This is a genomic window from Thiomonas sp. FB-Cd (assembly GCF_000733775.1).
In the GTDB taxonomy this organism is placed as follows: domain Bacteria; phylum Pseudomonadota; class Gammaproteobacteria; order Burkholderiales; family Burkholderiaceae_C; genus Thiomonas_A.
In genome coordinates this window covers 125,074-139,743 of the sequence record NZ_JPOE01000002.1, presented here as the reverse complement: position 1 = coordinate 139,743, position 14,670 = coordinate 125,074, and the positions used below count along the sequence as shown (strand labels likewise).

Sequence of the window (14,670 nt, the reverse complement as noted above, 5' to 3'; positions counted from 1 at the left end):
GAGGAATCGCGCGCGTGACCCGACGCATCTTCGGCCCGTTCAACCGCGTCGAGGGCGACCTCGAGGTGCAGGTGGAGATCGCCGACGGCGCGGTATCCGCCGCCTGGGTCAACTCGCCGCTGTACCGCGGCTTCGAGCAGATCCTGCACGGCAAGGATCCGCGCGACGCCCTGGTCTATACCCCGCGCATCTGCGGCATCTGCTCGGTGTCGCAGTCGATGGCCGCCGCCGCCGCGCTGCGGGCCGCGATGGGCGTGACAGAGGCCGACAACGGTGCGCTGGCCGCCAACCTGGTGCTGGCCTGCGAGAACCTCTGCGACCACCTCACCCACTTCTACCTGTTCTTCATGCCGGACTTCGCCCGCGCTGAATACGCCGATCGTCCGGACTTTCCGGCCACCACCGCGCGCTTCAAGGCGCAGACCGGCACCGCCTCGCGCGACATGCTGCCCGCGCGCGCCGCCTTCCTGCATCTCACAGGCATCCTCGCCGGCAAGTGGCCGCACAGCCTGGCGCTGCAACCAGGCGGCACCACCCGCGCCATCGAACCGCAGGAAAAGGCGCAGCTGCGCACCATCGTCGCGCTGTTCCGCCGCTTTCTCGAAACCACCCTGTTCGCCGACCGGCTGGAGCAGGTGTCCGCACTCGATTCCGCCGCCACGCTGCACACTTGGGCGCGGGCCCATCCGCAAGGCGACTTCGCCCATTTCCTGCGACTGTCGGACGCGCTCCGCCTCGACCAGCTCGGCCGCGGCGGCGGCCGCTTCCTAAGCTACGGCGCCTATGCCCTGCAGGGCAGTCACTTGCTCGCGCGGGGCACCTGGGACGGCGCGTCCAAGCCGCTTGACACCAATGCCATCACCGAGGACATCTCCCACGCCTGGCTACATGGTCAGACAGGGCCGATGCATCCGCTCCACGGCTGCACCCTCACCAGCCTCGACAACCCGGATGCCTACACCTGGTGCAAGGCACCGCGGCTGGACGGTGCCGTGATGGAAACCGGCGCCCTCGCCCGCCAGATGGTCGACGGCAACCCGCTCGCCCGCGATCTCGCGTTCAAGGGCAGCAACGTGCAGGCCCGGGTGGTCGCCCGCCTGCTCGAACTCGCCCGCGTGGTACCCGCGATGGAACAGTGGGTCGCGACGCTCCAGCCTGGCGCACCGTTCTGCAACGCCGCCGAGATGCCAGACGAGGCGGACGGCACCGGCTTGGTGGAAGCCGCCCGCGGCAGCCTCGGCCACTGGCTGCGCATCCGCAAGGGGCGCATCCTGAACTACCAGATCATCGCCCCGACCACCTGGAACTTTTCGCCGCGCGACACCGCAGGCACTCCCGGTGCGCTGGAACAGGCGCTGGTGGGTACGCCCGTTGGGGCGGACGGCGCCGACAGCGCTGCCGTGCAGCACGTCGTGCGTTCATTTGATCCGTGCATGGTTTGCACCGTGCATTGACCGCCATGGGCGCCGCAGAATTCCGCGTCGACACCGCGCCGACTGCCGTCCAGGGCCGGCTGCTGCGGGTACGCGGCGTCGTGCAGGGCGTGGGATTCCGGCCCATGGTGTGGCGGGTGGCCCGGGCGCTCGGCCTCGCCGGGAGCGTGCATAACGACGCGGACGGCGTGCACATCGCCGCCTGGGGCGCACCGGGCGCGCTCGCCGCGCTACCGGCTCGGCTGCGTGCGGACTGCCCACCGCTGGCACGCATCGAAGCCATCGAGGTCACGCCGCTGCCCGCCGGCATGCCGCCTGAGGACTTCACCATCGCCGCCAGCGAGGGCGGCCGTGCCACGACCGACGTCGCTCCGGACGCCGCTACCTGCCCAGACTGCTTGGCTGAGGTGAACAGTCCAGCCGACCGCCGCTGGCACCATGTGTTCGCCAACTGCACCCACTGCGGGCCGCGCCTGTCCATCGTGCGCGCTGTGCCCTACGACCGCGCCAACACCGCCATGGCCGGATTCGCCATGTGTCCGCGCTGCGCCGCCGAGTATGCCGACCCAGCCGACCGGCGCTTCCATGCTCAGCCTATTGCCTGCCCAGACTGCGGCCCGACCCTCTGGCTGGAGCAGGGTGGCGAGCGCGTCGCGGGCGACCCAATTGCGACGGCCGTCGATCTGCTACGCGCTGGACGCATCCTCGCGGTCAAGGGCGTCGGCAGCTTCCATCTGGTGGTCGATGCCACGAATGCCGGCGCGGTGGACGCGCTGCGTGTTCGTAAGCACCGCCCGCACAAGCCTCTGGCGCTGATGGCTCGCGATCTGGACATGGTGCGCCGCTACGCCGCGATCACGCCCGATGACGAACACGCCCTGTTAGGCCCTGCAGCGCCAGTCGTGCTGCTCGAGGCTACGAGCTCGCTCGCGTTGCCCGAGACCATCGCCCCCGATACCCGGCTGCTCGGCTTTATGCTGCCGATGAGCCCGCTGCATCACCTGCTTCTCGCCAGCTTCGACACTCCGCTGGTCTTCACCTCCGGCAATGCCTCGGGCAAGCCGCCGTGCATCGACAACGCCGAGGCCCTCGACCGTCTCGACGACATCGCTGACGCCTTCCTGCTGCACGACCGCCCCATCCTCAACCGCCTCGACGACTCGGTGTTGCGCCGCATCGGCGGTACGTTGCAACCGCTGCGACGTAGCCGCGGCTATGCCCCCGGCGCGTTGCCGCTTCCCGAAGGCTTCGGCGACGCACCGGCCATCACCGCGTTCGGCGCGGAACTGAAGAACACCGCCTGCCTGCTGGGCGTTGGCCGCGCCATCCTGTCCCAGCACTTCGGCGACCTCGGCGACGCCAGCGCGACAGCCGATGCGGCATGCGGGCTGGATCGCCTGTCCCGGCTGTTCGACCACCAGCCCGCCATCGTCGCGGTGGATCTGCACCCCGGCTACCACGCCACCCGCCGCGGCCGCGGACTGGCTGCGCGCGATGGCCTGCGCCTCGCCGAGGTGCAGCACCACCACGCCCATATCGCCGCCTGCATGGCCGACCATGGCCATGCACTGGATGGTCCGCCCATATTGGGCCTGGCCCTCGACGGTCTGGGCCTGGGCGACCACGGCATGCTTTGGGGCGGCGAGCTGCTGCGCGTGGACTACACTACCAGCACCCGTCTCGCCAGCCTGCGACCAGCCGCCTTGCCCGGCGGCGACGCCGCCAGCCGCCAGCCCTGGCGCAACCTTGCCGCGCAACTCCTGGCTCTTCCCGCTGCGTCCGAATTGCTCGCCCGCCACGCCGACCTGCCCGCAATGCGGCATCTGCACGGCAAACCACTCGACACTCTGGCCCGCATGGTTTCCACCGGCACCCACGCGCCGCTGGCCTCCTCCACCGGCCGGCTGTTCGATGCGGTGGCCGCCGCACTCGGCTTGCATGCGGAGGTACAGACCTTCGAAGGCCAGGCCGCGATGGCGCTCGAATCCCTGGCGACCTCGAGCACGGATGCCGGCGCCTATGCCTTCGCGCTGACCGAAGTCGACGGCCTGCTGCGCCTGGACCCGGCACCGCTGTGGCCCGAGCTGCTGGCAGATCTGCAGCGTCACGCCGCGCCGGGCACTGTGGCCCGCCGCTTCCTGAACGGCCTAGCCGCGGCTTGGGCGCAGGCCATCGCCAGCGTTGCAGGCAGCAGTGCCTTTGCCGCTGTCGCACTATCGGGCGGGGTATTCCAGAATGCGCTGTTCAGTCAACTTCTACAGGACCAATTGGTCAACATCGATCTCCCGGTGTGGATGCACCGGCGCGTGCCGGCCAACGATGGCGGCCTTGCTCTGGGGCAGGCGGTGATCGCCGCCGCCCGCGCTCTTCAACCGAATTGGAGCAACTGATATGTGTCTTGGAATTCCCGGCCGCATCGTCGACATCGTCGACGCCAACGCCTGCCTGGCGACAGTGGAAGTCTCCGGCGTGCGGCGCCAGGTCAACATCGCCTGCGTGGTCGACGCCGACCACCCGCCCGCGTCGTGCGTGGACGACTGGGTGCTGGTGCACGTGGGCTTCGCGATGAGCCGCATCGACGCCGACGAAGCCCGCAAGACTCTGGATCTGCTCGCCGAGCTCGGCGAGATGGAGGCCGAGCTCGACGCCATGCGCCAGACCTCGGGAGCCTGAGATGGACACGCCCTCTGCGCTCGAAGGCCTCTACCCCTTCCTCCACGGCCATCCCAAGGACGCCACGCAGGAACACGCGGCGCTGCTCGAATCGGTGCGGCGCAAGAGTGCGGACAGCATGGCCGCCAAGGAACGCTTCTACCGCGACCATGCCGAGGAGGTGGTGGCCTGCGCCCGCGCCCTGGCCGCCGTCTATGCCGGCGGCGGGCAGATGTTCGCCATGGGCAACGGCGGCTCCAGCTGCGACGCCGCACACTTTTGCGTGGAGTTCCAGCATCCCGTCACGGCGGGACGCCCGGCGCTGCCGGCGATGAATCTGGTGATGGACATGGCCATGTTCTCCGCAGTATGCAACGACATCGGCGTGCGCCACGTGTTCGCCCGCCAGCTCGAAGCGCATGCGCGCTCCGGTGACGGCCTGGTGGGGCTTTCCACCAGCGGCAACTCCGACAACCTGATGCAGGCCTTCGCCAAGGCGCGCGACATGGGGCTGCGCACCATCGGCTTCGCCGGCGGCGACGGCGGCGCGATGCGCCGCAGCGGCCTGCTCGACCACTGCCTGGTCGTCGACACCGACTCCATCCACCGCGTGCAGGAAGTGCACGTCTCGCTCTATCACATCCTCTGGGATCTGACCCACACCCTGCTGGCCGACCAGCGCGGCGCAATCAAGGACACCGACCATGCAGTACGTTGACGAATTCCGCGACCCGCAAAAGGCGCGCGCCCTGGTACACCAGATCGGCGTGCTGCTCGAGCGCATTCCCGCCGCGCACAGCCGCCCGCTGCAGATCATGGAATTCTGCGGCGGACACACCCACACCATCTTCCGCTACGGCCTTGAGCAGATGCTGCCCGAGCACATCGAGATGATCCACGGCCCGGGCTGCCCGGTGTGCGTGCTGCCGATGGGCAGGGTCGACGACTGCATCGCCATCGCCCAGCGCCCGGAGGTGATCTTCACCACCTTTGGCGACGCCATGCGCGTACCCGGCTCGCAGAAGAGCCTGCTGCAGGCCAAGGCCGACGGCGCCGACGTGCGCATGGTGTATTCCCCGTTGGACGCGCTGGACCTCGCCCGCCGCAACCCGGACCGCGAGGTGGTGTTCTTCGCTCTGGGTTTCGAGACCACCATGCCCAGCACCGCGCTCACCGTGCAGCAGGCCGAGCGCGAAGGTCTCCGTAATTTCTCACTGTTCTGCAACCACATCACCACGGTCCCGACCATCAAGGCCATCCTCGATTCGCCCGACATGCAGATCGACGGCTTTCTGGCACCCGGCCATGTCTGCATGGTGGTGGGCGAGGCGCCGTTTGCGTTTGTCGCGCGGGACTATCACCGCCCCATCGTGATCACTGGCTTCGAGCCACTGGACATTTTGCAGTCGCTGTGGATTCTGATCCGCCAGATGGCCGAGGGCCGCTGCGCGGTGGAGAACCAGTACGCCCGCGTGGTGCCCGCCGGCGGCAATCCGCCGGGGCTGCAGGCCATCAGCGACGTGTTCGAACTGCGCGCGTTCTTCGAATGGCGCGGCCTTGGATCGATCGACCATTCCGGCGTGCGCATGCGCAGCAAGTACGCCGCCTTCGATGCCGAGCACAAGTTCGCGGTGCCCAACCTGCGCATCGCCGATCCAAAGTCCTGCCAGTGCGGCGAGGTGCTCAAGGGCACCATCCGTCCCTGGGAGTGTAAGGTCTACGGCGCCCCCTGCTCACCCGAAACGCCACTGGGCGCGCTGATGGTGTCGTCCGAAGGCGCTTGCGCCGCCTATTACAACTATGGCCACCAGCCCCGCCGGGTGCAGCCCGACGCGCGCCTGGCCGCCCACTTAGACACTGCCGAATGAACGCTCCAGACTCCTTCCCGCGCCGGCGCAGTGGCAAAGTCGTCGACGATCAAATCACCCTGTCACACGGCAGCGGCGGCAAGGCCATGCGCGACCTGATCGACGACCTGTTCGTGCGCACCTTCGACAACCCGATGCTCGCCACCCTCGAAGACCAGGCGCGCATCGACCTTGCCGAACTTACCGCGCACGGCAACCGGCTGGCGATGACCACCGACTCCTACGTTGTCACCCCGCTGTTCTTCCCCGGCGGCGACATCGGCAAGCTCGCCGTGGCCGGCACCGTCAACGACCTGGCCGTGAGCGGCGCGCGCCCGCTCTACCTCACCTGCGGCATGATCCTCGAGGAGGGGCTGCCCATCGCCGAGCTGCGCCGGGTGGTGGCCTCCATGCAGGCTACAGCGGTGGCGGCGGGAGTGCGCATCGTCACGGGCGACACCAAGGTGGTGCCACGCGGCGGCGCGGACAAGCTGTTCATCAACACGGCAGGCATCGGCATCATTCCCCACGGCATAGACATCCGCGCCGACCGTGCCCGACCCGGCGACGTGGTACTGATCAACGGCCACATCGGCGACCACGGCGCGGCCATCGTCGATGCCCGGGGCGAGCTGGCTCTGGAGAGCGGTGTGGAGTCGGATTGCCAGCCCCTGGGCGGGTTGATCGCCGCCATGCTCACCGCTTGCCCGGACATCCACTGCATGCGGGACGCCACCCGCGGCGGCGTGGCGACCGTGCTCAGCGAGTTCGCCCAAGCAAGTCGCTGCGCTATCCGTTTGGAAGAAGACGCCCTGCCCATTCGCGAAGCTGTGCGTGGAGTATGCGAGATCCTCGGGCTGGACCCGTTGTATCTCGCCAACGAAGGCAAGATCGTCGCCATCGTCGCACCCGAGCATGCCGAGGCGGTGTTAGCCGCGATGCGCGCCCATCCCGCCGGACGCGACAGCCGTGCCATCGGCACCGTGCGCGAGGCGCCGAAAGGTACCGTCGTGCTCGCCACGCATTTCGGCGGCGACCGCAGGGTGGACATGCTCTTCGGCGATCAGCTGCCGCGGATCTGTTGAACGGCAGAATTGAGTCTCCCGGGGTCTCGAGGGCGCTCTGACCATGGCTTCGGTGGGCAGCACAGTCACGAAGTTTGGAGACCCCAGTGGTCAGCCGATTGGCGAATTGGGAACCTTCTGCGTAAGCAATGGGATGGACGCTCCTGGCAGTTGAGTGGTTGTTGATACCTCCACTTTGGCACAACGATGCCGCGGAAGGTGGGAGCGTCCATCCCATTGCTTACGCAGCAGCGGGTCGACCCCGGCATCGCCGCAGGCGATCACGTTGGCCTGGCTGAAGAAGCCGAAGAACGAATGGAGCCCCGCTGCGTGGTTCGTATCTGGGTCCGCATGCTGGTCGTGCAACAAGGCCGTCTGTAGATGTGCAGTCTGTTCCTCGTTCGGGTGCGCCTTGAATTCATGCAGAGGCAAGAAAAATCGCCATCAAGGAAAAACCATCCACATCTCTTGACTGCGGGGGGAGTCCCTGTAGATTTTTTAGAGGGAGCGCTCACCAAGGCGGGATTGCTGAGCGCAAGACGATGATCGACCGAGACCACAAACTCAGCATCACGCGTCAGGCCCAACTGCTGGGCATGAGCCGCGGTGCGGTGTACGTCCTACCCCAGCCCACGAGCCCAGCCGACTTGGCCCTGATGCGCCAGATCGACGAACTGCATCTGGAGCATCCCTTCATGGGCGCGCGCATGCTGCGTCGGCAGTTGGCCCAAGAGGGGTGGCAGGTGGGCCGGCGTCACGTCGGCACACTCATGCGGCGCATGGGCATCGCGGCCCTGGCCCCGCAGCCTGGCACCAGCAAAAATGCGCCCGGCCACAAGATCTACCCCTACCTGCTGCGCCGACTGACGACTGCGCGCTCCAATCAGGTCTGGGCGCTCGATACGACCTACATTGCGATGGCAAGGGGTTTCGTCTACCTCACCGCCGTGGTGGATGTGTTCAGCCGCCGGGTCTTGGCCCACAAGGGGGCCATCACGCTGGAGGCTTGCCATGCCAAGGAGGTCATCGAGCAGGCCTTGGCCCGCTGGGGCACGCCCGAGATCGTCAACACCGATCAGGGCAGCCAGTTCACCGCCACCGAGTTCACCGACGCCGCGCTGGAGCGTGGCTGCCAGCTCAGCATGGATGGGCGCGGGGCCTGGCGCGACAACGTCTTCGTGGAGCGACTCTGGCGCAGCGTGAAGTACGAGCGGGTGTATCTCAAGGCCTACGGCAGCGTGATCGCCGCGCGGGCCGACATTGCCGAGTACATGACTTGGTACAACGGCAGCCGGGCGCATTCACGCTTGCAGGATGCCACGCCGGATGCGCACTACTTTGCCAACCTGCCGACCGAAAAACAGGCCGCATAAGATGGAAGTCCCCGGTGCGCCCCGAGTTGTCCACCGCGGCTTGCGTTCGTCGCAAGCGACGCCGCCGCCGTGGACAACTCTGCACACGAGACCGATGTCGCAGCGTTCGATGCTGGCCATGGTGTCCCCACCCGAAAGGGTTTCCGGGTGATCCACGCCGGGGATATCGACAAGGGCAATGTCCCCGCTGAGCAGATCAACCGGCAGGCGGATCTCCAGACACGTCGCATGGCGCGCATTGCCTAGATTTTGTTGGGCGCTCACGAACTCGGCGATACGCCCGAGGTCGAAGCTCTCTATGAGCGCATCGGCAAACTCCGCTTGGCCAATGGGCGAGGCTCCGTAGACGATGCGCACGGGAACCGCCGTGATGGGCGTGACACCGACCGGAAGCACGGGCTGACCAAGAATCCGGTTGAGAAGCTCAGATTTCCCGGCCTTCACGCGGCCAAATGCGGCGACCTGCAGGATCGGAACATCCAACCGTGTTCCGAGCATCGCGACAGGGCGACGAAGCACGACGAGATCGTAGGTGTCGACGATGCGCTCGATCTCTGCGAAAAGGGCTCCCATGGCCAGTAGCTGGCCCTCGCGCATCAAACGCGCGGACCGAACTGCATTCCCGCCCTGCGCCAAGTAGGCGTCCATGGCGTCGAGCCGCGCCGCTAGATCGGAAACGAGGGCACGAAGCTCCCGCGCCTCGTCGTCTGCAACCTCGCCCCGAGCGGCAAACCGGAAGGGATCGAGGCCGTCCAGGGCACGCTGCGCATCGATCAGCCCTACTCGTGCGGATCGCAGCGAACCCAACGTGGCATGCGGGGCGGAGATACTCAGGCGCTTGAGCGACGCCCGCACGACTGCGCGCAGGTCGCGGACATGGTCTGCCACCAGCCGCTCCTGGACCGGAGCCGCATCCGGGCTGCAGGGTGGAAACAGCCGGTCTCTCGCTCCTGGGCCCAGGCGACTGCACACCCCGGCCAGGACCTCGTCGATCTGCCGGAGGACGGAAAGCAACTCGGTGCGACGGGCGTCGTTCATGCCTCTGGTCGTTCGTTCTCATGCCGGCCTCACCGGGCGGCTGACGCTCCGGGCCCGGCGACCCTCGTGAACAGGGGCAAGGCAGCGAACTGGCATGCCAGGCAGAAGGCCGCCATGGTGGCGATGGGCCACTGGTAGAGCGCCCCGATGACCACGCTACCGGCGAACCAGGCGATGCCGTTGCCGGTGGTGAACAGCCGGTAGGCTGAAGCACGACGCTGCGACGACACCCGGTGCGCCAGCGCTGCCTGGGTCCCCGATTCATGCACCCCCATGCCAAGGCCCCACAATGGCGCGCCGACCATGGCGAACCCGAAACTGCCGTAGCACACCAACGACACCAGCGGTGCGAACAAGGCGCCGGCTAGTGTCGGGGGAATGAGCACCTTCAGGCCGTAGCGGTCGTACAGGCGGCGGAACACCACTGACCGGGCCACGTCCACGCCACCGCCATGGCGACGGCATAGAGTATCGGAACCCAGTCGATGCCGATCGCGCCGCCGCGGCTTGCAGTGGAAGGCGATGAGCGGAAAATCGGCGTAACCCCGCCGCGACCAGCGACCTCAGCAGCCGCAGCTGGGCGAGGACGCGTCCAGTCTGCCTGGCTTGCCGTGAGCCGCCGGGCGCATCGCCCGCGTCCGACTTTTGCCGGATCTGCTCGAGCAGTCCCGGCAGCATGTTGTCCACATTGGACGGTGGGGACGGCAGCTTGGACTTCATCGGCGAGGCGCGCAGCAGACAATGAGCTTCGGGTATAGTGGCCGCCGCGAGCTTCGCGGCCATTCTTGCGTTCCGTCAAAGCTGCGATGCTTCGCTCCCATGCCCGATCGACACTCGGCTGGACATGACTTGCACTATCCAGCTTGCGGCCGCTGCATCCACCGCAAGCACAACCCCGACGCACGACTAGCCAGGAGACCCCGATGCCCCATTCCCGTTACGCCACATGCACGATGCTCACCGCAGCCCTCGTGTGCGCCCAGGCCGCGTGGGCCGCCGAAACGCCTGCGACTTGGCCTATGTACGCACTGCAGCCCGGCCACAACGCAACCTTCGCGTCGGGATTTCCCGCCGAGCACTGGACCTTCGACACGCCCGGGGCCGCCGCGGCACGCGCCGCGGTGAAGAGCAACACGACCATCCGCGACCTCGTCGGCTGGCCGATTGGCGTCGCCGTCGCCGGCGGCGCGGTGTACGCGCCGAACGACAACGGCTGGCTCTACAAGCTCGACGCGCGCAGCGGCCGGTTGCAGTGGTCCTTCGACGCCTACAACCAGCTGATGACCACGCCGGTGGTCGCCAGCGCTGGCGGCCGCCAGCTGGTGTACGTCGGCGCCGGCAACTCGGTGTTCGCGTACAGCCACGCCAAGCGCTTCGGCGTGCGCGACGCCGGCGTGGTCCGCGGCACCGACGTCTCGGCCATCGATGCCGTTGACGCCGCCACCGGCAAGCTGGTGTGGAGCTACCCGACCCGCGGCGAAGACATGCCTTCGGCGGTGCTCGCGCACGGACTGCTGATCTTCGGCAACGGCGATGGCCACGTGTATGCGCTCGATGCCGCCACCGGTGCGCTGAAGTGGAAGACCTCCATCGGCTCCTTCGTCAGCATGTCCTCCGCCACCTACGACCCGAAGCGCAACGTGGTGATGATGGGGGGGACCCATCCCAGCGACATCTATGCTGTCGATGCTGCCACCGGCAAGCGACTGTGGACCGTGCGCCCGGCGCACATCTTCTCGAGCAGCGGCGGCGACGGCACCTGGGCGGTCGCCGGTGCGGTCGCGGTGGGCCAGATCGAGACACGCAGCCGCGGCCAGCACGGCGTCTCCGGATCCGAGGAACTCGGCATTGAGATAGCCACCGGCAAGCTGCTGTGGAGCACGCTGCTGGGCACGGGCAAGACCCCGCCGCGCAACAAGGACGCTGTGCCCGCGGTCGACGCCGGAATCGTCTACACCGGTAGCCCGGTCACGCATGCCGAGTACGCGATCGACTCGCGCAGCGGCAGGATCCTCTGGCACTCCAGGCTCGGGCCGGGGATGAAGGCGGCGCCGACCATCGTCGGCGACAAGCTCATCCAACCGACGGGGAGCGGCAAGATCTTCACGCTGGATCGCCACGACGGCGCGATCACCCACGTCTACGACGCTGGCCTGGGAGGCTACGGCCCGCAGAACGGCGTGGCCGTCGGCGGCACCTACTTTATCGGCACCAACGCCGGCTACCTGCAGGCGATCCCGCTGTCCGATCTCGGCGCCACAGGCTGAGGGGCGACGGCTGGCCCGCGGGCCGGCCGTCGGACGTACATCAGCCGATTGCGATCCAGGCTCTAGCAAACCGCCATCAAGCTCGAGGAACTGGCAAGCCGCGACAGCCTGACCAGCCTGTGGAACCGGCGGCGAATCGAGGTCCTGCTGTCGCGGGAAATCCAGCGCACCGTCCATTCCGGCGCGCCGCTGACGATCATGCTGGCGGATCTCGACCATTTCAAGGGTATCAACGACAGCTTCGGTCACGCCACCGGTGACGAAGTCCCGCGCCATGTCGGCAGCATCATTCACTCGACCTTGCGCGCCGGCGCGGAAGTCGGGCGCTGGGGCGGCGAGGAGTTCCTCATCGTCCTGCCAGACACGTCGATCGGCGATGCGCTGGCCTGCGCGAAGCTCATCCACGAACCACTGGCATCGACCGGATTCAACATGCCGGAGCGTTTCGCTGTAACGGTATCCCTCGGGCTCGCGGCCTGGTCGTCCGGCGAGACCTTCCCGGCCTTTTTCTCGCGTGCCGACCACGCGATGTACGAGGCCAAGATTGCCGGGCGAACTACATCGGCATCGTCAAGCCGGCATGGGCGGCAGGCGTGGGCGCCGCGCCTGCGCAAACCGCCCGGCCACTACGAAATATAGTTGCTGCCATGCGCAGCCTCGGCGTAACTGGCGCTCAGCGAGCCGCTGCTGATCTGCGCGATGGTGCACGGCGCTGCGAAGAAGAGTACAGGCAGCCACTGCTGTTGTTGAGCGGAGACGGCTCGACCACTCCGGACAACGTCACGATGCCCTGGAAGCCCGGGTGGGCGCCGAACTGGTCTCCGCTCACGTTCGACGTGAAGGTGGTCGTCGTGAGCGTCGAGAAGCTGCGGTCGGGCTGCACCGCAATAGGTGATATTCATGGTTCCGTTCGCGTACTCGCCGTTAGAACCGATTTATGGCTTCAGCGTGATCCTCCAGTTCTCGTTTTTGTCCGATCCAGCGAGCCAATAGATTCAAGCAATAAGCCGAGCCAAGCCGCTGGTTTTTTGCTTTTTGAGTCTCATGTAGACGCCATGCTGACTTTACTCAGCAGTCGATAAATAAGTCGACAAAATGGGAACTCAGAGCCGACAACTACGTTTTTCAACGGAATTTGACAGAAGCGACAGGTGGCAAGGGGCAATTGGCCGCATGGTCGCCTTGACGGAAATTTGATGACGGTTCTAAACTGATTACAAACGAGGTGGCGATGGAGTTCGCCGCAACCGCCCCGGCGCCAGCCGGTGGCTGATGACTCCTACCCAGTGCCGCTGCGTGCGGTGAGTGGTCTGCATGGGAGGAGTCGATGCAAGCACAAGCCGTATGGCAACAAGTCGCCCAGGTGCTGGTCATCGTGTTGCTGTCTCCCCTGCTGCACGGCTTCATCGCCACGCTGGAGGAAAAGGTGCAGCGCGGCCAGGGGCCGAGCATCTTCCAGCCCTACCGCGATCTGTTCAAGTGGTTCCGCAAGGAGATCGTGGTGCCGGAAACGGCGTCTTGGATCTTCTGGGCCGCGCCTATCGTGGCGTTCTCGGCCATGCTCACGGTGCCCATCCTCATTCCGGTGCTGACCAACTATCCGCTGCCGCTGTCGGACATGGGTGACATTCTGGGCGGCGGTCTCATCCTCACGCTGGGCGGCTTCGCCATCATGGTGGCTGGGCTGGACAGCGGCCACCCTTACGGCGGCCTTGGATCGAGCCGCGAGGCCATGCTCGCCATCCTCGCCGAGCCGACGCTGATCATGGTGTTCGTCGGCATCACCCTGCTGGCGCAGGCCATGCTGCCCTTTGTCGTCAACCATCTGCTGGTTGCCAGCCCGGCGGTGTTCTGGAGTCCGGCACACCTGTTTCTCGTCGCCGCGTTTTTCATTCTGCTCACGGTGGAGACTGAGCGCCTGCCCATCCATTCGAGCATCCACTACGAGATTTACATGATCGGCGAGGCGCGCATCCTCGAATACTCCGGCCCGCTGCTGGCGCTGCTCAAGTGGGCCTCGTGGATGAAACAGGCCATTCTCTACACCATCTTTCTCAACGTGCTGACCATTCCCTGGGGCCTGTCGGAACAAGGCACGGCGCTGGGCATGATCGGCGCCACCCTCGCTCTGCTGGCCAAGTGGTTCGCCCTCGGACTGGTGATGGTGTTTGTCGACACATCGCAGTCGCGCCTGCGCTTTTACCGTTATCAGGAGCCGCTGGCGCTGTCCTTCCTGATGGCCGTCCTCGCCATCGTCGCGCGGCAGGTGTGAGGAGCATGCCATGTTGATCTTCCACCTCGGCGGCGTGCAGGCATCCATCTTCAGCCTGCTGATCATCATCGCGCTCATCCTGGCCTTCGTCATGCTTGGCTCGCACTGGATCAAGAACCACATCCTGGCCTTCGCCGCCGAGTCATGGGTGATTGCGGCGCTGTCGCTGGCCATCGGCATCACCGGGCATTACCCGGAGCTGATTTTCATCGCCGCACTGACCGCGCTGTTTCGCGGCACCCTGCTGCCATACCTGCTCGTGCGCATCGTCAACGGCCTGGGGCAGAACCGCGAGTTCACGCCCTTGCTGCAACCGGCGTCGAGCATCGTGCTCGGCGGCTTTCTGGTGCTGTTTTCCTACGCTGTGGCGGAGAAGCTTGGGGTGCGCATGAACCTGGTGGACAACATCGCCGTGCTGGCGCTGACCGCCATGTTCGCGCTCAAGCTCATCGGCTTTCTGATGCTGGTGCTGCGCGCGGAGGCGGTGAGTTCCATCCTCGGCCTGCTGGTGATCGAGAACGGCATTTTTCTTGGCTCGCAAATCCTGGTGCCGGGCATGCCGCTGTTGCTGGAAATGGTGATCCTGTTCGACCTGCTGATCATCGTCTCCACCTTCGGCATGCTCATCCGCTACCTGCACAAGGAAGTTGGCTCCACGAGCAGCCGCGCACTCACTCGGCTGGTGGGGTGAGGCCATGATCTGGAATGTCTTGTATGCGATCTG

The 14,670-nt window shown here is 66.4% G+C and carries 13 protein-coding genes, 1 pseudogene and 1 riboswitch; of the genes and pseudogenes, 11 read left to right on the top strand and 3 right to left on the bottom strand.

Annotation, left to right across the window (positions count from 1 at the left end):
* The first annotated feature begins 14 nt into the window (after nt 1–14).
* The 6 genes from CD04_RS0100680 to hypE are packed head-to-tail and all read left to right on the top strand — an operon-like array spanning nt 15 to nt 7,017.
* The gene (locus tag CD04_RS0100680; RefSeq protein WP_031403908.1) at nt 15–1,454 is read left to right on the top strand and encodes a nickel-dependent hydrogenase large subunit; all 1,440 of its coding nucleotides are present in this window, start codon (nt 15–17) and stop codon (nt 1,452–1,454) included.
* Between the two features lie 5 nt (nt 1,455–1,459).
* The gene (gene hypF, locus CD04_RS0100675; protein WP_051848829.1) at nt 1,460–3,823 is read left to right on the top strand and encodes a carbamoyltransferase HypF; all 2,364 of its coding nucleotides are present in this window, start codon (nt 1,460–1,462) and stop codon (nt 3,821–3,823) included.
* Between the two features lies 1 nt (nt 3,824).
* On the top strand, nt 3,825–4,106 hold the full coding sequence (locus CD04_RS0100670; protein WP_031403906.1) for a HypC/HybG/HupF family hydrogenase formation chaperone: 282 nt from the start codon (nt 3,825–3,827) through the stop codon (nt 4,104–4,106).
* 1 nt (nt 4,107) lies between these two features.
* Nucleotides 4,108–4,803, top strand: coding sequence for an SIS domain-containing protein (locus CD04_RS0100665; RefSeq protein ID WP_031403905.1), 696 nt, complete (start codon nt 4,108–4,110; stop codon nt 4,801–4,803).
* Nucleotides 4,790–5,953, top strand: coding sequence for a hydrogenase formation protein HypD (gene hypD / locus CD04_RS0100660; protein WP_038167367.1), 1,164 nt, complete (start codon nt 4,790–4,792; stop codon nt 5,951–5,953). Before CD04_RS0100665 ends, hypD begins: the two co-directional genes overlap by 14 nt.
* Nucleotides 5,950–7,017 (top strand): hydrogenase expression/formation protein HypE, encoded by a 1,068-nt coding sequence (hypE, locus tag CD04_RS0100655; protein ID WP_031403903.1) that lies wholly within the window; start codon nt 5,950–5,952, stop codon nt 7,015–7,017. Before hypD ends, hypE begins: the two co-directional genes overlap by 4 nt.
* 90 nt (nt 7,018–7,107) lie before the next feature.
* Here hypE and CD04_RS0100650 read toward each other — a convergent pair whose 3' ends face one another.
* Complete coding sequence (locus CD04_RS0100650) at nt 7,108–7,428, bottom strand: hypothetical protein (protein ID WP_031403902.1); 321 nt, start codon at nt 7,426–7,428, stop codon at nt 7,108–7,110.
* Nucleotides 7,429–7,490: 62 nt separating this feature from the next.
* On the opposite strand from CD04_RS0100650, the pseudogene CD04_RS0100645 reads away from it, so the two are divergent.
* Nucleotides 7,491–8,369 (top strand): annotated as a pseudogene (locus CD04_RS0100645) (IS3 family transposase); the annotation flags it as partial.
* On the opposite strand, the gene CD04_RS0100640 reads toward CD04_RS0100645, so the two are convergent.
* Both CD04_RS0100640 and CD04_RS21225 read right to left on the bottom strand, forming a co-directional pair.
* The gene (locus tag CD04_RS0100640; RefSeq protein WP_031403900.1) at nt 8,298–9,407 is read right to left on the bottom strand and encodes a dynamin family protein; all 1,110 of its coding nucleotides are present in this window, start codon (nt 9,405–9,407) and stop codon (nt 8,298–8,300) included. The pseudogene CD04_RS0100645 and the gene CD04_RS0100640 sit on opposite strands and share 72 nt — an antisense overlap.
* Before the next feature lie 29 nt (nt 9,408–9,436).
* Nucleotides 9,437–9,844, bottom strand: a complete 408-nt coding sequence (locus CD04_RS21225) for a hypothetical protein (protein WP_156030006.1) — start codon at nt 9,842–9,844, stop codon at nt 9,437–9,439.
* 486 nt (nt 9,845–10,330) lie between these two features.
* Between CD04_RS21225 and CD04_RS0100630 the strand changes: the two genes are divergently transcribed.
* The 4 genes from CD04_RS0100630 to CD04_RS0100615 all read left to right on the top strand — a co-directional run bounded on the left by CD04_RS0100630 (nt 10,331) and on the right by CD04_RS0100615 (nt 14,637).
* Nucleotides 10,331–11,674: a PQQ-binding-like beta-propeller repeat protein gene (locus CD04_RS0100630; RefSeq protein WP_051848828.1), complete on the top strand. Its 1,344-nt coding sequence runs from the start codon at nt 10,331–10,333 to the stop codon at nt 11,672–11,674.
* Nucleotides 11,675–11,749: 75 nt separating this feature from the next.
* A complete protein-coding gene (locus CD04_RS0100625; protein ID WP_081857735.1) occupies nt 11,750–12,313 on the top strand; it encodes a GGDEF domain-containing protein in 564 nt (187 codons plus the stop codon).
* 579 nt (nt 12,314–12,892) lie between these two features.
* A riboswitch (Fluoride riboswitch) is annotated at nt 12,893–12,963 on the top strand.
* Between the two features lie 38 nt (nt 12,964–13,001).
* Complete coding sequence (locus CD04_RS0100620; protein WP_031403896.1) at nt 13,002–13,946, top strand: respiratory chain complex I subunit 1 family protein; 945 nt, start codon at nt 13,002–13,004, stop codon at nt 13,944–13,946.
* Between the two features lie 10 nt (nt 13,947–13,956).
* Complete coding sequence (locus CD04_RS0100615; protein WP_031403895.1) at nt 13,957–14,637, top strand: hydrogenase; 681 nt, start codon at nt 13,957–13,959, stop codon at nt 14,635–14,637.
* The last annotated feature ends 33 nt before the right edge of the window (nt 14,638–14,670 follow it).